The sequence below is a fragment of the Rhodococcus sp. NPDC059968 genome, assembly GCF_042738615.1.
GTDB lineage: Bacteria > Actinomycetota > Actinomycetes > Mycobacteriales > Mycobacteriaceae > Rhodococcus_F.
Window position 1 is genome coordinate 1 of sequence record NZ_JBHWUE010000091.1, and the last position, 18,212, is coordinate 18,212.

At 67.9% G+C, this 18,212-nt stretch carries 15 protein-coding genes; 5 read left to right on the forward strand and 10 right to left on the reverse strand.

What is annotated here, in order from left to right; translation table 11 throughout:
* Positions 1 to 95: 95 nt before the first annotated feature.
* The 6 genes from ACFWAY_RS42190 to ACFWAY_RS42215 form a co-directional block, all read right to left on the reverse strand.
* Positions 96 to 1,346, reverse strand: coding sequence for a hypothetical protein (locus ACFWAY_RS42190; protein ID WP_378514687.1), 1,251 nt, complete (start codon positions 1,344 to 1,346; stop codon positions 96 to 98).
* A 136-nt stretch (positions 1,347 to 1,482) separates the two neighbouring features.
* A complete protein-coding gene (locus ACFWAY_RS42195; RefSeq protein ID WP_378451233.1) occupies positions 1,483 to 2,565 on the reverse strand; it encodes an inositol-3-phosphate synthase in 1,083 nt (360 codons plus the stop codon).
* A complete protein-coding gene (locus ACFWAY_RS42200; RefSeq protein ID WP_005264441.1) occupies positions 2,558 to 3,115 on the reverse strand; it encodes a PadR family transcriptional regulator in 558 nt (185 codons plus the stop codon). Before ACFWAY_RS42200 ends, ACFWAY_RS42195 begins: the two co-directional genes overlap by 8 nt.
* A gap of 209 nt (positions 3,116 to 3,324) precedes the next feature.
* On the reverse strand, positions 3,325 to 4,116 hold the full coding sequence (locus ACFWAY_RS42205) for a DUF1707 domain-containing protein (RefSeq protein ID WP_378451232.1): 792 nt from the start codon (positions 4,114 to 4,116) through the stop codon (positions 3,325 to 3,327).
* Between the two features lie 7 nt (positions 4,117 to 4,123).
* Complete coding sequence (locus ACFWAY_RS42210) at positions 4,124 to 4,948, reverse strand: DUF1707 domain-containing protein (protein WP_378514688.1); 825 nt, start codon at positions 4,946 to 4,948, stop codon at positions 4,124 to 4,126.
* 25 nt (positions 4,949 to 4,973) lie between these two features.
* Positions 4,974 to 5,828, reverse strand: a complete 855-nt coding sequence (locus tag ACFWAY_RS42215) for a DUF1707 domain-containing protein (RefSeq protein WP_378451230.1) — start codon at positions 5,826 to 5,828, stop codon at positions 4,974 to 4,976.
* A gap of 88 nt (positions 5,829 to 5,916) precedes the next feature.
* On the opposite strand from ACFWAY_RS42215, the gene ACFWAY_RS42220 reads away from it, so the two are divergent.
* The 3 genes from ACFWAY_RS42220 to ACFWAY_RS42230 all read left to right on the forward strand — a co-directional run bounded on the left by ACFWAY_RS42220 (position 5,917) and on the right by ACFWAY_RS42230 (position 10,657).
* Positions 5,917 to 6,348, forward strand: coding sequence for a DUF5318 domain-containing protein (locus ACFWAY_RS42220; protein ID WP_029539769.1), 432 nt, complete (start codon positions 5,917 to 5,919; stop codon positions 6,346 to 6,348).
* A gap of 396 nt (positions 6,349 to 6,744) precedes the next feature.
* Positions 6,745 to 9,015, forward strand: coding sequence for a transglycosylase domain-containing protein (locus tag ACFWAY_RS42225; protein ID WP_378514689.1), 2,271 nt, complete (start codon positions 6,745 to 6,747; stop codon positions 9,013 to 9,015).
* Positions 9,016 to 9,037: 22 nt separating this feature from the next.
* A complete protein-coding gene (locus ACFWAY_RS42230; RefSeq protein ID WP_378514690.1) occupies positions 9,038 to 10,657 on the forward strand; it encodes a glycosyltransferase family 87 protein in 1,620 nt (539 codons plus the stop codon).
* Here ACFWAY_RS42230 and ACFWAY_RS42235 read toward each other — a convergent pair.
* On the reverse strand, positions 10,654 to 10,941 hold the full coding sequence (locus tag ACFWAY_RS42235; RefSeq protein ID WP_095868663.1) for a CD225/dispanin family protein: 288 nt from the start codon (positions 10,939 to 10,941) through the stop codon (positions 10,654 to 10,656). The genes ACFWAY_RS42230 and ACFWAY_RS42235 overlap by 4 nt on opposite strands.
* 111 nt (positions 10,942 to 11,052) lie before the next feature.
* On the reverse strand, positions 11,053 to 13,347 hold the full coding sequence (locus ACFWAY_RS42240) for an ATP-binding protein (protein ID WP_378514691.1): 2,295 nt from the start codon (positions 13,345 to 13,347) through the stop codon (positions 11,053 to 11,055).
* 222 nt (positions 13,348 to 13,569) lie between these two features.
* Between ACFWAY_RS42240 and ACFWAY_RS42245 the strand changes: the two genes are divergently transcribed.
* On the forward strand, positions 13,570 to 15,216 hold the full coding sequence (locus tag ACFWAY_RS42245) for a flavin-containing monooxygenase (protein ID WP_378514692.1): 1,647 nt from the start codon (positions 13,570 to 13,572) through the stop codon (positions 15,214 to 15,216).
* Between the two features lie 29 nt (positions 15,217 to 15,245).
* Entirely contained in the window at positions 15,246 to 16,190 is a 945-nt protein-coding gene (locus ACFWAY_RS42250) for an alpha/beta hydrolase (RefSeq protein ID WP_378514693.1), read from the forward strand.
* Positions 16,191 to 16,210: 20 nt separating this feature from the next.
* Here ACFWAY_RS42250 and ACFWAY_RS42255 read toward each other — a convergent pair whose 3' ends face one another.
* On the reverse strand, positions 16,211 to 16,795 hold the full coding sequence (locus ACFWAY_RS42255) for a GNAT family N-acetyltransferase (RefSeq protein ID WP_378451224.1): 585 nt from the start codon (positions 16,793 to 16,795) through the stop codon (positions 16,211 to 16,213).
* Positions 16,792 to 18,153: a hypothetical protein gene (locus tag ACFWAY_RS42260; protein ID WP_378451223.1), complete on the reverse strand. Its 1,362-nt coding sequence runs from the start codon at positions 18,151 to 18,153 to the stop codon at positions 16,792 to 16,794. Before ACFWAY_RS42260 ends, ACFWAY_RS42255 begins: the two co-directional genes overlap by 4 nt.
* Positions 18,154 to 18,212 lie beyond the last annotated feature (59 nt).

The following is an 18,212-nucleotide window of genomic DNA, read 5'->3' on the forward strand; positions in this document are numbered from 1 at the left end:
GCACCCGCACCACCGCAACGCGCCCTGCGTAGACCGCAGACCGCTCGTCCTCTCGGGCGACTCCGTGCCCTCGCCATAAATAAACGGTATTGGGGTTAGCCGAGGTTCTGGAACCCGCCGCGCGGCGGAGTCCTGTTCGGCAGCACCACGACCCGCAGCGCGGCGCGGAGGCTTTCCTTTGTCTTCGCCCAGGCCCTCGCCTCGTCCTCGCACATGTCGGCCTCTTCGGGCTCCTCCTCGCGGGCGAGTTCCGCGTTGTGGCGCCACTCGATCTCCTGCTCGGAACAGAGCCGGAGGAACTCGAGGATGGTGTCGCGGTCGCGTCCGCAGATCTCCGCCACGTCGTCGGGATCGAGCCCGCTCTCGGAGTCGAGGTGGATCAGCGTCACGAGGGCTGCGGGAAACTCGTCCTCGCATTCGTGCTCGGCGTACGAGGAGGTGGCTTCGGGAGTGGAATTGAGTTTGCCACCGAGCCTTTCGGCGAACGCGTCGTCGACGGTGTCCACGAAATGCTCGAACATCCGGAACACCGACACCAGGTGATCCGCCACGAACGGTGACCCGTCGACGCGCATGACGGCGACCACGTTGTCGACGATGAGCAGGAACTTGATGTCGGACCATTGGCGATTGAGGTCGGCGAGCGCCTCCGCGGTGCGCGTGCGATCGCTGATCGTGTGGACCACGCGGGCGAACACCTCGACGCGGGCGTCCTCCTCGATCACCCGCACATACGTGGGAAGGTCGCCGACCCAGACGAGGATGTCGCCGTCCGCGTCCTTGCCCGGCTCCTGCTCGAGCATGGATTCGACCGCGGCATCGACACGGTCGCGCAATCCGGCACCGTCGCGCAGCTGGGCCGGGACATCAGCGGTACCGAACTCCGGGGTCTCGCCCCGCCCACCGGTGATCGCCTTCAGGAACGAGGGATGCAGAAGGTCCCAGATCTCCCGGAACACGGTGACCGTCATCGACGCCAGCAGGTGGGCGTCCTCGCGGTCGGCGTCGAGGTAGTACGACGCGGAACCGTTGCCCTCGTCGACGTGCTCGCACAGGTCGGGGCGGTTCCAGCCGAGCTCGATCAGCCGATCGTGCTCCTCCTCGGTGAGCGCGCGCGCCGGGTGCAGGAAGCGGTTGGACGGCACCTCGCACCGCACCTTGTCGCCGGCCCAGGCGAAGAACCGCACGCACGCGGCGGTCTCGACGAGGCCGTCGTCGACGCTGTCGTACTGCGACTGCAGCACCAGTTCGTCGTCGTCCTCCATAGCGTGCACGTACCCGGTCAGACGGTCCTGGAGCTCGGTCCAGGCGTCGTCGATCTCTCGATCGAAAGTGTTGTCGGACATCACGCCTCCCTCGATGAATCCTGGGTGTCACCGTAGAGGGAGGGTCTGACAAGAAATCGAACACAAAGGCGAATGCACCTTTCATCGCCGTGAAGACGACGAAAGGTGCATTCGCCCGATAGTGCTGCGCGGTGGGTTACGCGTCGATGATGAACGCCTCGAGCTCGGTGCGAGCCTTGTCGTCCGCCATCTGGACCGGCGGGGACTTCATCAGGTACGCGGACGCCGGGTAGACGGGTCCGCCGATGCCGCGGTCCTTGGCGATCTTGGCTGCGCGGACGGCGTCGATGATGATGCCGGCCGAGTTCGGGGAGTCCCAGACCTCGAGCTTGTACTCCAGGTTCAGTGGAACGTCACCGAAGGCGCGACCCTCGAGGCGGACGTACGCCCACTTGCGGTCGTCGAGCCAGCCGACGTGATCCGACGGGCCGATGTGCACGTTGCCCGGACCGAGGTCGCGGGTCAGGTTCGACGTCACGGCCTGCGTCTTGGAGATCTTCTTCGACTCCAGGCGATCACGCTCGAGCATGTTCTTGAAGTCCATGTTGCCGCCGACATTCAGCTGCATGGTGCGGTCGAGCTGCACGCCGCGGTCTTCGAAGAGCTTCGCCATCACGCGGTGGGTGATGGTGGCACCGACCTGCGACTTGATGTCGTCACCGACGATCGGGACGCCGGCGTCCTTGAACTTCGCAGCCCACTCGGGGTCGGAGGCGATGAACACGGGCAGGGCGTTGACGAACGCGACATCCGCGTCGATGGCGCACTGGGCGTAGAACTTGTCGGCGTTCTCGGAACCCACGGGCAGGTACGAGACCAGGACGTCGACCTTGGCGTCCTTCAGAGCCTTGACGACGTCGACGGGCTCGGCCTCGGAGATCTCGATGGTCTCGGCGTAGTACTTGCCGATGCCGTCGAGGGTGGGCCCGCGCAACACCGGAACGTCGGCCGGCGGGACGTCGGCGATCTTGATGGTGTTGTTCTCGCTGGCGAAGATGGCCTCGGAGAGGTCGAATCCGACCTTCTTGGCGTCGACGTCGAACGCGGCGACGAACTGGACGTCGCGCACGTGGTACTTGCCGAACTTGACGTGCATGAGGCCGGGAACGGTCGCCGTCTCGTCGGCATCCTTGTAGTACTGCACGCCCTGAACCAAGGACGAGGCACAGTTCCCCACGCCCACAATGGCCACGCGCACCGCGGTGCTGTTCTCACCCATGGTCGGGTTCTCCTTTTTTCTTAGGTGTTGCTGTCGATTGCTCGGCGGCGATCAGCTCGTTGAGCCAGCGCACTTCACGCTCGCTGGATTCGAGACCGAGCTGGTGGAGCTGCTTGGTGTAGCGATCCAGCGTGCCGCTCGCTTTTCCGATCGCGTCGCGAAGTGCCTCCCGGCGCTCCTCGACCTGGCGTCGTCTGCCTTCGAGAATCCGCATCCGCGCCTCTGCGGGAGTGCGGCTGAAGAAGGCGAGATGAACGCCGAATCCGTCATCGGTGTAGTTCTGCGGACCCGTGTCGGCGACCAGTTCCTTGAACCGCTCCTTGCCGATCGGCGTGAGCTGATAGACGCGGCGGGCGCGACGCTTGACGGTCCCCGGAGGGCCTGCGTCCTCGGCGATCAAACCGTCTGCCTGCATGCGTCGAAGCGTCGGGTAGAGGGAACCGTAGGAAAAGGCGCGAAATGCACCCAGCAGCCCCGTCAACCGTTTGCGCAGCTCGTATCCGTGCATGGGTGACTCGTGGAGCAGCCCGAGAATTGCCAATTCGAGCACGTCCACCCCCTGAGTCGCCCGACCTAACCGTGTGATGCGATTCAAAACTATATCGCACCGATATATAGGACGATACGCCCGCTCGATACATGAGACAAGCCGTCACAGGTTGTTAACGGAGGTCCGGGCGGCCGGCTGTGTCGCCGAATGTCGCAGCGGTGCCGTCTGACCGAACGGATGTCACATCGGGCGACGGGCGCGACGGACGCTCAGCCCTCGTACGGGTAGATGTCGAACGGTTCGCCGTCGAATCCGACGACCATGTGTCCGGTGTGGCCGGCGGCGTTCTCGACGTGGATGGAGATGGCCGGCGGTCCGTCGTCGGACCCGGGTTCGTACCGGAAGGAGACGATCTCCACCGCGCCGTCGGGGACGCGCAGGGTTTCGGGTGCTCCGGCGAGCAGTCCTGCGATCGCGACCTGGTCGACGGTGCCGAGGTCGAAGGACTTCTCGTCGTCGGATCGGGTGGAGGAGCCGCCCCAGTCGTCGAATTCGCCGTCGTAGAGGTAGGAGTCGGATTGCCGGGCGTTGCCGGTGGACGGCCGGTCGAAGACGGCGTGGGCGGGGTAGAGGCCGAGTTCGTCGGCGACGGTGTCGCCGTATTCGGCGCGGTATTCGTCGAGGAAGAAGTGCAGGCCGGCGCCGGTGGTCAGGTTCGGCACCGACTTCGACGGGCCGATGTCGCTGTTCACGACGGCTCCGGCGATGCCGCCCACGGCGGCCGCGGCGACCACGAGGACCGCGGCGTACACCCATCGTCGCGACGATCGGCGGCGTCGCGGGGACACGACGGGGCTGGCCGCGAGCCGACTGGGGATCTGGAGGTCCCCGACGAGGCGGTCGAGTTCGTCGAACGTCTTCGCCCGCATCGCCGTGGAGGTGCGGGAGGCGTGTTCCTCCGCGGACAGTTGCCCGTCGGCGAGTGCGGCGTCGAGCATTCCGCAGGCGTCGGCGCGGTCGGAGTCGCGGGCGCGGATACCGGCGAGTGTGGTCCTGGGCATCTGCGTCCTATCGGCCGAAGGGATAGACGCTCAGTGGCTCACCGGACGGGGCGAGTTCCATGTGTCCGCTCTCGCTGAACTCGTTGGTCACGTAGATCGACACGGTGGGGCCGTCGTCGTCGGCCTCGAACGAGATGTGGCTGACTTCTCCGTCGGGGACGTTGAGGCTCACCGGGGCGCCCACGACCGTTCCGCCGATCTTGTCGAGGTTCAGCGTCGACAGGTCGAACACTGGTGTGTCGACCTTCCGGGTGGTCGGGGTTCCCGACGGCGTGAACCCCCCGCGGTAGTCGTAGCTCACCATCCGGTTCGGTTCGAGGGGTAGCGCGCGTTCCATACTCGCGTGGCCGCCCTCGTAGAGCGTGAGGTCGTCGACGATCAGGTCGCCGAACTTGGCGCGGTACCGGTCGAGGAACAGCTTCATGCCCTCGGGGGTGACGGGATTCGGTGTCGCGACGACCAGCGGTTCGACGGAATCGAAATCGACCTGCTGCACGACGGGCGTCACGGTGGCCTGCGCGTCGTCGCTGTCGACGAGCGTGAAGGCGCCGACGGCCGCCACGATTGCGGCGACGGCGACGGCGGCCGGGAACCAGTGCTTGGCGGTGTCGCGTGGGGGACGTGCGTCCGGTGGTGCGTCGGCGGGTCGTTGCAGGTCGCTGACCAGGACCTCGAGGTCGGCGAGGGTGCGCGCCTCCGCGGCGAGGTCGGACATCGCGCGGTGTTCCGCGTCGTCGATCTGGCCGTCGCCGAACGCGGCGTCGAGCAGTGCGGACGTGTTGGCTCGATCGATGTCGCGTGCCCGCGTGTTCGGTGGGTATCGGCTGGCCACGGGAGGATCTTAGGGGAGACAAGCCCTAACTCGCTGGGTTCACCTGCCATACGTCTCCGCCGACCGTCGCCCGCAGGTAGCCCCCACCGGTCTGTTGCTTGTCGTAGACGTACACGTTGATCGTCGGTCCCTTGCCGCCGTCGGCGAGGAGAACGTGCCCGATGGTGCCGTCTGGGACTCCGACCAGCCGCGGTGCGTCGGCGATGAGCGCGACGAGTGCGGGGACGTCGACCTGAGCGAGGTCGACCTCACCGGTTCCGGGAAGGCGTTGCGTGCGGATGCCCGACGTCTTGAACCCGCCGCGGAAGTCGTACCGGTCGACCTTGTCGGGCGCGTCCGGGGCGGTCCGCGACAGGATCGCGTACTTGTCGTACAACCCCAGTTCGTGGACGGTGAGGTCGCCGAACTTCTGCCGGTACTGCTCGAAGAGGGCGTAGATCCCGTCCTGGGTGAGGGGCTGCGCCTGGCCCACGATGATCGGCTCCACCGCGGGCACCTCGACCTCCGGCTGGACAAGGGGCTTCTCGACCTGCACCGGGACCGGTGGGGTGACGGGGTCCGGACCGTCCTGCTCGGTGAGCGCGAGACCGATCGCGCCGACCGCGATCACGGCCCCGCACGCGATCGCGATCCGCAGTGCCCGGCGGGGTGATCCCGATGCCCGGACAGGTGCCTGAGCGGTGATCGACGACGGCAGCTGCAGGTCGCTGATCAGCAGGTTCAGCTCGGCGAGGGTCTTCGCCGACATGGCCTGAGCGGTGCGGTCGTGGTACTCGTCGGCGCCCAGTTGCCCGTCGGCGTAGGCGGCGTCGAGCTGGCTGCATGCGTTGACCCGATCGAGGTCACGTGCGCGAGTCTGCGAGGACGGTCCTGATGCCACACCGGCATCGTAGTGCGGCAACCGTGTTTGACCAGCGTCACTCGACCGACCCCTTCTCTCCAGACGCGACGCACGTACTCTGGTCTCCGTGCGGATACAGCGGCAGGTGGTGGACTATGCGCTTCAGCGCCGGTCTCTCCTGGCCGAGGTCTACTCGGGCAGGACGGGTGTCACGGAGGTGTGTGACGCCAGCCCCTACCTGCTTCGTGCCGCAAAGTTCCACGGCAAGGGCAGTGACGTGGTGTGCCCGATCTGCCGTAAGGAGCAGTTGACTCTGGTCTCCTGGGTCTTCGGTGACAAGTTGGGCCCGGTGTCGGGTTCGGCTCGTACGGCCGAGGAGCTGGTGCGTCTCGCGTCCACTCAGGAGGAGTTCTCGGTTCATGTGGTCGAGGTGTGCCGGACATGCAGCTGGAACCATTTGGTCCAGTCCTATGTTCTCGGTACCGTGCCCGAACCGAAACGGCCCAGGCGGTCGTCGCCACGGCCGCGGCCTCCGAGCCGTCGTACCGCGAGCGAGTAGACACGCCCGAACACGGACGCGGGCAGAAGAGTGCCCACAGACGTAACGCAGGACTGAAGCCGGTCCACAACCACTGGAGATTTGTACGTGAGTTCCCCCCGCAGCAACGCCCCGGGTGATCGACCGAACGGACCGAGACGACCGAGTGGCCCCCCGCCACAGGGGCGCCCCGGAGGTCCACCACCCCGCGGCGGACAGCCTGCGGGTGGGCCCCCGCCGCAATCGGGCGGCATGCCGCCGCGACGGATGCCGCCTCCGCCCCCGCAGGGTGGTGGCCGTCCCCCCGGCCCGCCGCCTCGTCGTCCCGGTCCGCCGCCGCAGGGCGGTGGCCGTCCGCCGGGTCCCCCGCCGCGACGTCCGGGCCCTCCGCCCGGACGTCCTGCCGGCGTGCCCCCGGTGGCACGTAACCAGTCGGGACCCGGTGGGCGCCCGCCGGGGCCTCCGCCGTCGAACGGTCGCAAGACCGGCGGCGGCCGCGGTGGCGAACCGCCGAAGGGTGGCAAGAAGACACCCGCGAAGAAGTCGCGGTGGAAGATCGTTCGCCGGACGGCGTACGCGTGCGTCGCGATGGGCCTGATCATCCCGATCCTGCTGTTCATGGCGGCGTACGTCGTCCAGGACGTTCCGCGCCCCGGCGACCTCAAGACCAACCAGGTGGCCACGATCTACGCGTCCGACGGAACGTCGGTGCTCAGCAAGGTCGTGCCGCCGGAGGGCAACCGCACCGAGGTGACGCTCGACCAGATCCCGAAGCACACCCGTGACGCGGTGCTCGCTGCCGAGGACCGGGACTTCTACTCGAACCCCGGCTTCTCGATCGGTGGTTTCGCGCGTGCCGCCCGCGACAACGTCCTGGGCAAGGACAGTGCCGGCGGTGGCTCGACCATCACGCAGCAGTACGTGAAGAAGACGATGGTCGGTTCCGAGCGTTCGCTGACGCGAAAGATGAAGGAACTCGTCATCTCGTCGAAGATGGCCCGCGAGTGGTCCAAGGACGACATCCTCGCCGCGTACCTGAACACCATCTACTTCGGGCGTGGTGCGTACGGCATCGCGGCCGCGTCGAAGGCGTATTTCAACAAGCCCGTCGACCAGTTGACGGTCGAGGAGAGCGCGGTGCTGGCGTCGTCGATCCAGCTGCCGTCGCTGCTCGATCCGGAGACCAACCCGGAGGGTGCGCAGGCGCGCTGGAACTATGTGCTCGACGGCATGGTGTCGGCGGGAACGCTCGAGCAGTCGGCCCGGTCGGTGATGCAGTACCCGCCGTACGTGCCGATCGCGCAGGTCGACAACGGCAACCAGGACTCCGGACCGGAGGGCCTGATCAAGAACCAGGTTCTGCGGGAGCTGGGTGAGGCGGGGATCAGCGAGCAGCTGCTCAACACCGAGGGCCTCGAGATCACCACGACGATCGACCCGGTCGCCCAGGCGGCGGCGGTGGATTCGGCCCGCTCCAACATGGAGGGTGAGCCGGAGAACCTGCGTACCGGTGTCGTGTCGGTCGATCCGAAGACCGGCGCGGTGCGTGCGTACTACGGCGGCGAGGACGGCGGTGGTTACGACTTCGCGAACGCCGGACTGCAGACCGGTTCGTCGTTCAAGGTGTTCGGTCTCGCCGCGGCCCTCGACCAGGGCATCCCGCTGTCGCAGATGTACGACAGCTCGGAGCTGACGGTCAACGGCATCACCATCAGCAACGTCGAGGGTGAGGGCTGCGGCACCTGCACCATCGCCGAGGCGCTGAAGCGTTCGCTGAACACCAGCTTCTATCGTCAGGAACTCGAACTCGACGGTGGACCGCAGGCGATCGCCGACATGGCCCACAAGGCGGGCATCCCGAAGGAGATCCCCGGCGTCGGTGCTTCGCTGACCGAGCCGGACGGCAATGGTCCGAACAACGGCATCGTGCTCGGCCAGTACCAGTCGCGGGTCCTCGACATGGCGTCGTCGTACGCCACGCTGGCCGCCTCGGGTACGTACCACGCCCCGCACTTCGTGCAGAAGGTCGTGAGCGCGGACGGAACGGTGCTGCTCGACCGCGGCGGCGACACCGGCGAGGACCGCATCGACAAGGACGTCGCCGACAACGTGACGTCGGCGATGGAGCCCATCGCCGGGTACTCGCGCGGCCACAACCTGGCGGGCGGACGCCCGTCGGCAGCCAAGACGGGTACCGCGCAGCTCGGCGACACCGGGAAGAACAAGGACGCCTGGATGGTCGGGTACACGCCTTCGCTGTCCACGGCGGTCTGGGTGGGCACCACCGACGGTCAGGCGCTGGAGAACAGCGGCGGCGCGATGATCTACGGTTCCGGTCTGCCTTCCGACATCTGGAAGGACACGATGGACGGCGCCCTCGAGGGCACCGACGTCGAGAAGTTCCCGAAGCCGGGTGCGATCGGTGGCCAGTCGGGTATCCCGGCCTATTCGGCGCCGGCACCGACCAAGACGTCGGCGCCGCCGACGAGCACGTTCCAGTTGCCGACGGAGCTTGTGCCGCCGGTGATCGTGACGCCGTCGCCGGTGGAGATCCTGCCCGGGATCACCATTCCGATTCCGGGTCTGGCACCGAGGCCGACCACGGCGGCCCCGGCAGTGCCGGCGGAACCGGAGACGACGACGCCGCCGAACGCCGGCAACGGCCAGCAGCAGGTTCCGGCCCGTTAACGGCGACCGGTAGCCTCGCGGAGTGGCCGACAACCCTGACGCGCACGCCGTCCGAGACGCGGGCGAGACGCGATTCGTCTCGCCCGCGCCGCTGGCGAAGGATCGGCGCTCCGCGGATTGGCGGGACCTTCCCGGGCGCACCGACCCGCTGACCGCCGACCTCTCCAGAGTGATCGGCGGTCCGGTCGGACGGCATGCGGTCGTGGGGCGTAGCCGGTTCTTCACGCCGATGCGCGTCATTCTGTTGCTGGCGATCGTGTTTCTCGCGCTCGGCTGGTTCGCGAAGGCGCCGTGCATCCAGCAGGCGCCGGTCGGCGAGAACGGCGCGCTCGGGCTCGACTGGAGTGGCAGCCGGCAGTACGTCGCCATGTGCTACTCGGACACGGTGCCCCTGTACGGGGCGGAACGGTTGAACGAGGGCGCCTTCCCCTACAAGAAGTGGTGGGAGGAGGACGCCGGCAACGGCCAGCTCCAGCGCCGCTACATGGAGTACCCGGTGATCTCCGGGCTTTATCAGTACGGCGCGATGACGATCGCGAAGTCGTGGGATGCGGTGCACTGGCTGCCCGGTGCGCTGCAGGTCGCGATCTATTTCAACGTCGTCGCGCTGGGTCTGGCACTGGCCTGGCTGGTCACCGTCTGGGCGAGTGCGCTTCTGGCCGGACGCCGTGTCTGGGACGCCGCGCTGATCGCCGCGTCCCCGCTGGTGATCGTGCATGTGTTCACGAATTTCGATCCCCTCGCAACGGCTTTCGCTGCGGGTGGGCTTCTGGCGTGGTCGCGGAAACGGCCGGTGCTCGCCGGGATCCTGCTCGGCCTCGGTGGTGCCGCCAAGCTGTATCCGCTGCTGCTCCTCGGACCTCTGCTGGTGCTGTGCCTGCGCACGGGCAAGGTCCGCGAGTGGTCGGTGACGGCGATGACCGGTGTCGGCGCGTGGCTGGCGGTCAATCTGCCGATCGCCCTGCTGTTCCCACGGGGGTGGGCCGAATTCTTCCGGCTCAACTCCGAACGCGGCGCCGACCCGGATTCCGTCTACAACGTCATCTCGTCGTTCACCGGCTGGACCGGATTCGACGGCATCCTGTCGGCCGGGCAGGCGCCCACCGTGCTCAACGCGGTGTCGTTCCTGCTGTTCGCCCTCGTGTGCGCCGGGATCGGGTACATCGCGCTGACGGCGCCGAAACGGCCGCGGCTGACCCAACTGTGTTTCCTGCTGGTCGCGGGTTTCCTCCTCACCAACAAGGTGTGGAGCCCGCAGTATTCGCTGTGGCTGGTGCCGCTGGCCGTGCTCGCGTTCCCGCACCGGCGGATCCTGCTGGCCTGGATGACGATCGACGCACTGGTGTGGGTGCCGCGGATGTTCTACTACCTCGGAGTGGCCGACAAGGGACTCCCCGAGCAGTGGTTCACCGCAGCGGTGGTGGTCCGCGACGTCGCGGTCGTGGTCATCTGCGCGCTCATCATCCGCCAGATCTACCGGCCCGACGAGGACCTCGTGCGGTACGGCTTCATCGACGATCCGGCGGGCGGCGTGCTCGACCAGGCGCTCGATGCGCAACCGCGGTGGCTGCCTGCCTGGTTACGCCCGCGACCGCCGGTAGAAGCTGCTGCCGCTCACAGCGTTTCGCCGGCAAGCGGTTAGGGCTTCGACAGCACCAGCGCCGCCCCGACCGCGAACACCGCGATCGACAGGCCGAGGGCGATCGCGCGGATCGACCACTGTCGGGCGTCGGCGGCGGCGCGCACCGACAGGTCGTACTCGCCCCGCTCCCATAGTCGGTGGACGGTGAGCGAGCGCAGAAGTGCGACGATGCCGAACGGCACGAACGCGACGATCGCAAGAATGGCGAGCGGCAGACTGCTGGCGGGCGGCGGTGCCAGCGGCCCGCTGTGGTCCGCCGAGGTGTCCTGCTGCTGCGACGTCATGCGTTGCCTCCCCGTGGTGGAGCCCACGACCGTGGGCGACGAGGTGGAGTATAGACCGTCGAGATTCCCGACTGTGCAGTGCCTTTCGCGCAGCCGGCGGTTACGCACCGGTTATCGGCCGGTCTCCAGGACGGGTGGATGTGACCGGGCTGCGACCCACGCCGCCACCTGCGTGCGGGAGCTGACGGCCAGCTTGTCGAAGATGTGCTCGACGTGTCCGTCGACGGTGCGCCGCGAGATCACCAACGCCTCGGCTATCTGCCGATTGCTGAGGCCCTCGGCGAGCAGCCCGGCGATCTCCTGTTCCCGTTTGGTGAGCGGCGACGCCTCGGCGCGGGGTGGCGCCCTGTGCTCGGTGGGAGTTCCCAGTGCGAGGTCGACGGCCTGGTCGATGGTGAGCCGGACCGCAGGCGTTGCCAGCTGGGCGAACTCGGCGGGCCCGACCATGCGGGCGGCGTCGTGCTCCGACGTCAGGGCGTCGTCGGTGATCTGCGGGCCGAAGGCCGCGACAGACGTGCCGAGCCGATGCCACACACCCTTCGCGGCGCCGCACAGTCTCGCCGCCGCGTTCGCGTCGCCGCTCGACGTGGCCACCCACGACAGCACCTCGATCGACAGGGCCGTGCAGATCTTGTCCTTGAAGTCGCGTTGGATCCGCAGCGCCTGCTGTGCGGCATCGACGGCGTCGTCGCCCCGGCCCAGGTGGAAGTACGCGACGCTCGAAACCCACAGGGCGTAGGCCTTGTTCCATTTCTCGCCGTGCACGTCCGCCACCGCGATCACGTCGCGGCACGTCTCGAGGGCGTCGTCGAGCCGGCCGTCGTAGGTCTGCGCCATGCCCAACTCGAACGACGCGGTCAGCACCGATGCCGTGTCGCCGACGGCGCGGTGGACGGCGATGGCGTCACGGAACAACACGATGGCGTCGCCGGGGCGACCGGAGAACATGGCGTGGATCGCCGCCCAGTGATCGGCGTGCGCCCGCAGGCGTTCGTCACCGAGCGCCGTCGCGATCGCCGTGCATTCGTCGAGGTGTTCGCGCGCGGCGTCACGGTCGCCCTGGATCAGCGCGGTCCACGCGGTCACCCACAGCACGTCGCCCCGCTCCCGGGTGGGTTCGGTGAGCCGCAGCAGTATCCGCTCGAGCCGGATCCGCCCGTCGGACAGGTTGCCGCCTGCGATCCAGTGGTATCGCAGGGCGACGGCCAGTTCCGCGGCCCCGGCCCGTTGTGTGTCGTCGTGCAGGGCCCAGTCCAGGGCGGCCACGAGATTGGCGTGGTCGATCCGCAGCCCCGCGAGGGTCTCGGATTGTCCTGGCCCGCACCAGTCGAGCGACGACCGGCGGGCGCGCTCCGAATAGTGCTCGAGATGTCGCCGGTACAGCTCGTCGCGCTCCCCGCTCAGTTCGAGGAGTTCGTGCCCGTACTCACGCACCGTCATCAGTTGCGAGTACCGAAGTCGCTCGGTCGAACGGTCGACGGTGACAAGACATTTTCCGACCAGCCGATCGAGGACGTCGATGACCGGTGAGTCCGACAGCGCACCGAACCCGCTGATCGCCTCCGCGGCTTCGAGATCGAAGCTTCCGGGGAACACGGCGAGCCGGGACCACAGCAACCGCTCGGTGTCCGAGCACAGTTCGTAACTCCAGTCGATGAGGGCGCGCAGCGTCTGCTGACGGGGCATCGCCGCCCGGTCACCGCCGGTGAGGAGTGCGAAACGCTGGTCGAGGCGTTCGACGAGCTGTGACGCGGACAGCGACCGCAACCGGGCCGCGGCGAGTTCGATGGCGAGCGGGATCCCGTCGAGCTGGTTGCACAATTGCGCGATGGCGGGGGCGTTCGCGTCGGTGAGGCGGAAGTCGGCGACGACGCCCTGCGCGCGCTCGACGAGCAACGACACCGATTCGAACGGGGCGATGTCCGCGGCGCGGCAGTCCTCGATGTCACCCGGAGTGCTCAGCGGCGGGAGGAGGTACGTGAATTCGCCGGCGATCCCGAGTGGTTCGCGACTCGTGGTGAGGACCCGGACCTCCGGCGCCGAGGTGAGGACGGTGCCGACGAATTCGCTTGCGGCGGAGAGTAGGTGCTCGCAGTTGTCGAGGACGATCAGCAGGTGCCGGGACTGCAGCTGGTCGATCACCTTGTCCATCACCGCACGGCTCGACTGGTCGGTGACGCCGAGGGCGGCCGCGGCCGCGGAGGGCAGCGCGTCGGGATCGCGGACCGGCGCGAGGTCGATCCACCGGACGGAGTCGCGGAAGGCGCGTGCGGAGCGGACCGCGAGTTCCTCGGCCAGCCGCGTCTTGCCCACGCCGCCGGGACCGAGCAGCGACACGAGCCGGGACTGTTGCAGTCGTGCGCGGGCTTCCTCGATCTCGCGGCGTCGGCCGACGAAGCTGGTCATCGACCTCGTGAGTTCTCTCGAGCGAGTCAGTGGATCTCTCCCGTGTCCGGTTTGGCCAGGTGGGCACGAACCTACCCCCACTGGATGTGACGGACAACACAGGTAACCGAGGGGGTGTTTTACCCGGTGTGGGGGTGATGTGACGTGGGCCATTGTCGTTGGCATACCCCGGTTGCCCGCTCGACTCCAGCCGGAACCCATCGTCCCGAGGAGCTCAACGCCATGTCAAAGACCATTTCTTCTGCCGACGTCGATGTCGTCGTCGTGGGTGCCGGGTTCGCCGGCCTCTACGCGCTGCGCAAGCTGCGCGACACGATGAAGCTGTCGACGCGGGTGTTCGAAGCCGGCTCGGACGTGGGCGGCACCTGGTTCTGGAATCGCTATCCGGGGGCCCGCTGCGACATCGAGAGCGTCCACTACTCGTACTCGTTCGACGAGGACCTGCAGCAGGAATGGCAGTGGAGTGAGCGGTTCGCCGGACAGCCGGAGATCCTCCGCTACCTCGAACACGTCGCCGACCGCTTCGACCTGCGCAAAGACATCACGTTCGACACCCGCGTGGTCGGTGTGCACTGGGACGACGAGAACTCGGTGTGGACGGTCCGCACCGACGACGGCGCCGTCGTGCGCAGCCGGTACTTCATCTCGGGGGCGGGCAACCTGTCGGTGCCGAAGACGCCGGAGTTCGGCGGCATCGACAACTTCCGCGGGGAGGTGCTGCTCACCGGCAACTGGCCGCGTGAGGGCGCCGACTTCACCGGCAAGCGGGTGGCGGTGATCGGGACCGGGGCCAGCGGCATCCAGGCCATCCCGTTCATCGCCGAGGACGCCGCCGAACTGGTGGTCTTCCAGCGCACCCCCAACTTCGCGACCCCTCTCGGCAACGGTCCGATCGACCCGAACGAAGTGGCGGACATCAAGAGCAACTACGCGGACGTGCGGACCGCGGCCCGTAACCACTTCCTCGGCGTGCCGTTCACTCAGGTGCAGCCGTCCGCGCTCGCCGTCGACGCCGAGGAGCGCCGCCGCACGTTCGACGAGCGTTGGAACGCCGGCGGGTTCCGGTTGTTCATCGACTCCTACCAGGACATCCTGTTCGACAAGAAGGCCAACGACACGATCGCCGACTACATCCGCGACCGGATCCACGAGCGGGTGCAGGACCCGGCGAAGGCCGCGACGCTGGCGCCGACGGGCTACGCGTACGGCACCAAGCGTCCCCCGCTCGAGACCAATTACTACGAGGCGTTCAACCGCGACTCGGTGAGTGTCGTCGACGTGAAGTCCACGCCGATCGACGAGATCACCGAGACCGGGGTCCGGGTCGGTGACCGCGTCTATGAGGTCGACACCATCGTCCTCGCAACCGGATTCGACGCGATGACCGGTCCGCTGATGGCCATGGACATCCGCGGTCGCGGCGGTCTGCCGCTGGCCGAGAAGTGGGAGCACGGACCCAGGACCTACCTCGGCATCATGGTCAACGAGTTCCCGAACCTGTTCCTCATCACCGGACCGCAGTCGCCGTCGGTGCTCTACAACATGCCCCTCGCCATCGAGGACCACGTCGACTTCGCGACCGACGCGATCGACTACCTGGACGGCCGCGACCTCGACGTCATCGAGCCCACCGCGCAGGCCGAAAGCGATTGGGGTGCTTTGACCAACGACATCGCCAACCAGACCCTGCTGCCGGAGACGAACTCGTGGTACATGGGCGCGAACATTCCCGGCAAGCCTCGTGCCTGCATGGTCTACCTCGGCGGCGCCCCCACCTACCGGGCGACGTGCGACGAGGTGGTGGCCGGCGGCTACTCCGGTTTCGCGCTCACCAGGGCGGAGGCCCGCGTGGCCTCCACCGTGTCCTGACCCCGAACCCCCCGACCAAGGAGACCGACATGGCACTCGACGTACACGCAGCAGAACTGATTGCCGGACTACAGACGCAGGGGCTGAAGGCTTTCGAGCACAGCACGGTGGAGGAGGTGCGGGCGGTCGTGGCGACGTTCACCGGGCTGCAGGCGCCGCCCGAACCCGTCGCCCGGGTGGAAGACGCGCACTACGAGAGCGGCGGAGCGCAGATCGCGCTGCGGGTCTACGTGCCCGAGGGGCCCGCCCCGCACCCGGTGGTCCTGTACTTCCACGGCGGTGGGTTCGTCGCAGGAGACCTCGACGTCGTCGACGAACCGGCGCGGGCGGTCGCGAACGGCGCAGGCGCGATCGTCGTCGCCGCGACGTACCGCCGCGCACCGGAACACCGGTTCCCGGCCGCCGCCGACGACGCGTCCGCAGCGCTGCAGTGGGTGGCCGACAACGTCGAAAGTTACGGCGGTGATCCCGGCGATGTCGTCGTCACGGGTGACAGCGCCGGCGGCAACCTGGCCGCCGTCACCGCACTGCGGGCCCGGGACGAGGGCGGACCGCGGCTGCGGGGGCAGGTGCTGATCTACCCGGTGATCGATCCGAACGCCGACTTCCCGTCCAAGGCGGAGTTCGCCGAGGGATACGTGATCGGCGCCGGGGACCTCGACTGGTTCTGGGACAACTACCTGTCGTCGCCCGAGGACTCGGAACACCCGTACGCCGTTCCGAGTCGCGCCGCGAGCCTCGCGGGTCTGCCGCCGACCCTCGTGCTCACCACCGAGAACGAGGTGGCCCGCGACGAGGCGGAGGCGTACGCCGAGTCGCTGCGGCAGGCCGGGGTCGACACCGAGGCGATCCGCTTCGACGGTCTGATCCACGGCGCGTTCTGGATGTCCGGGGCGGTTCCGCGCAGTGCCGAAATGCGCTCGGCGGTCATCGAGTTCGTGAAGCGGGTGACGGCCACCGCTCCCGTCGCGTGACGTGACGTGACGTGACCGTGTCAGCCCTCGACTCGTGCCTCGAGTCGGGGGCAGATGCGCGGCCACTCCTCGTCGATCATCGAGAACAGTGCGGTGTTACGCCAGGTCCCGTCGCGGCGACGTCGATGCTTGCGCAGGATTCCCTCGAACTCGGCCCCCAGCTTCGCGATGGCGCCGCGGGAATGGGCGTTGCGCTCGTCGGTGTGCCATTCGACACGGACCGCGCCGAGGTCTTCGAACGCCCGCCGCAGCAACAGCAGTTTCGACTCCGCATTGACGAGCGTTCCCTGCGCGGAACGGGACAACCAGGTGTGCCCGATCGCGAGGCTGCGGTTCTTCGGGTCGATCAGATACAGCGACGTCGAGCCGACGATCCTCTCGGTGGTGACGTCGATCTGCGCGTACGCGAGGCGAGTCGGCTCCTCGTCGGCGGTGCGGACGAAGGCAACCGCATCGTCGCGGTCGGCGATTGCGGCGGACGTCCAGTGGAAGATGCGGGGGTCGTCGACCGCGTCCAGCAGGCCGTCGACGTGGTCCTCGCCCAGTGGTTCGAGTCGTACGTGCCGTCCGGTCAGCGTGGGGTGTGCGAACCAGGATTCGCTCATCGCACCGGCTCGGGAGATTTCAGCACCGGCCTCCGGCCGGACTCGGGACCGGTGCGCCCGCGGACGGGCGGATGCCGGAGGGTTGCGCGCAGGAACACGAAGAACAGCACCACCAGCAGTCCCGCGCGGCCCCAGACACCGAACTTCACCAAAACCTCGAACGTCGACGCGTCGGTCTGGGCGGCGAGGGCGCCGAAGTACTTGAAGACGCCGATCCCCATCGACAGGTCGGCCACCAGATACGCCGCAACGAGTCCCCACGGGACGCGCAGCAGGACGAAGAACGGGATGAGCCACAACGTGTACTGCGGCGAATGCACCTTGTGCAGCAGCAGGAATCCGCAGAGCATCGCGGCGCTGACGGCGATCCACGGGTAGGCGCCGTCGCGTTGGAACCGCAGCCAGCCGAGCCGCAGGGCGATCGCGAACGCGGCGCACACGAGGAGCGGCGACAGCAGGCTCACCGTCTGGTCGTACGCGGGGAGCGGGACGTCGTCGGCGACCGGCCCGAACAGCGGTCGCAGGCCCCAGTACCAAATGGAGTTGGTGGTGAGGTCGGCCTGACGCTTCTCCTGGAACGTGAACGACGCCCGCCATCCGCTGTAGGAGATGAGGGCGAACGGCAGGTTCACCGCCACGACGGTGGTGATCGCGGCCACCGCGACCATCACCGCGCCGCGCACGTCGTAGCGCCGCCCCGCGGTGCCGTTCCGGGTGAGGACGTAGGCGATCAGCGGCAGCACGAACGCACCCGGATACACCTTCAGGCAGAAGCCGACGGCGAGGAGCACCGCCGCGAGGACGGCCCGGGCGCGGAGGGGAATGCGTTCGAACGTCATCACGAAGATCGCGGCCACCGACGTCGCGACCACCGGCAGTTCCCAGTTGTGGAACGCGTACAGCACCAGCGGCGGAGTGACCGACCACAACAGCGCCCACCAGCCGGCCAGGCGTCCCAGCATCCACGCCGTGAGCAGGCCGAACGGGGCGAGGATCAGCGCCGAGTGCAGCAGGAAGTCGGCGTCGGTGTGTGAACCGATGCCGCCGAGCCACATCAGCACACCGCTCAGCACCGGGTACTCCACGGTGCCGCCGGTCAGGATGCCGTCGGCGTTGATCCCTCCGGTGACGTACGGGAAGACGTGCAGGTTGACGTCGCGTCCGAGCCACAGGAACTGGATGTCGGAGTAGCAGACCTGCGTGTCCTTGATCCGGTCGAAGATCAGGCTTCGCCCGACGCCGTCGAACGGCGCCCCGGCGCACCGCGCCTTCTGTAGGTAGCCGGCGAGCATGGAGAGGCCCGCCAACCCGACGACGAGCGCCGTGATCGGCGACCGCTGCCGAGCTCCGATATGCATGAATCCACATTAGGGTGCGCGGGGCTTCGCGTGCGACGCGGAAACGCCGAGGGTGCGGC

Coding starts and splice junctions, on each gene's coding strand:
- ACFWAY_RS42190 (WP_378514687.1), bottom strand. CDS start 1,346: ATGTCCGACAACACTTTCGATCGAGAGATCGACGACGCCTGGACCGAG.
- ACFWAY_RS42195 (WP_378451233.1), bottom strand. CDS start 2,565: ATGGGTGAGAACAGCACCGCGGTGCGCGTGGCCATTGTGGGCGTGGGG.
- ACFWAY_RS42205 (WP_378451232.1), bottom strand. CDS start 4,116: ATGCCCAGGACCACACTCGCCGGTATCCGCGCCCGCGACTCCGACCGC.
- ACFWAY_RS42235 (WP_095868663.1), bottom strand. CDS start 10,941: ATGACGTCGCAGCAGCAGGACACCTCGGCGGACCACAGCGGGCCGCTG.
- ACFWAY_RS42240 (WP_378514691.1), bottom strand. CDS start 13,347: ATGACCAGCTTCGTCGGCCGACGCCGCGAGATCGAGGAAGCCCGCGCA.
- ACFWAY_RS42245 (WP_378514692.1), top strand. CDS start 13,570: ATGTCAAAGACCATTTCTTCTGCCGACGTCGATGTCGTCGTCGTGGGT.
- ACFWAY_RS42250 (WP_378514693.1), top strand. CDS start 15,246: ATGGCACTCGACGTACACGCAGCAGAACTGATTGCCGGACTACAGACG.
- ACFWAY_RS42255 (WP_378451224.1), bottom strand. CDS start 16,795: ATGAGCGAATCCTGGTTCGCACACCCCACGCTGACCGGACGGCACGTA.
- ACFWAY_RS42260 (WP_378451223.1), bottom strand. CDS start 18,153: ATGCATATCGGAGCTCGGCAGCGGTCGCCGATCACGGCGCTCGTCGTC.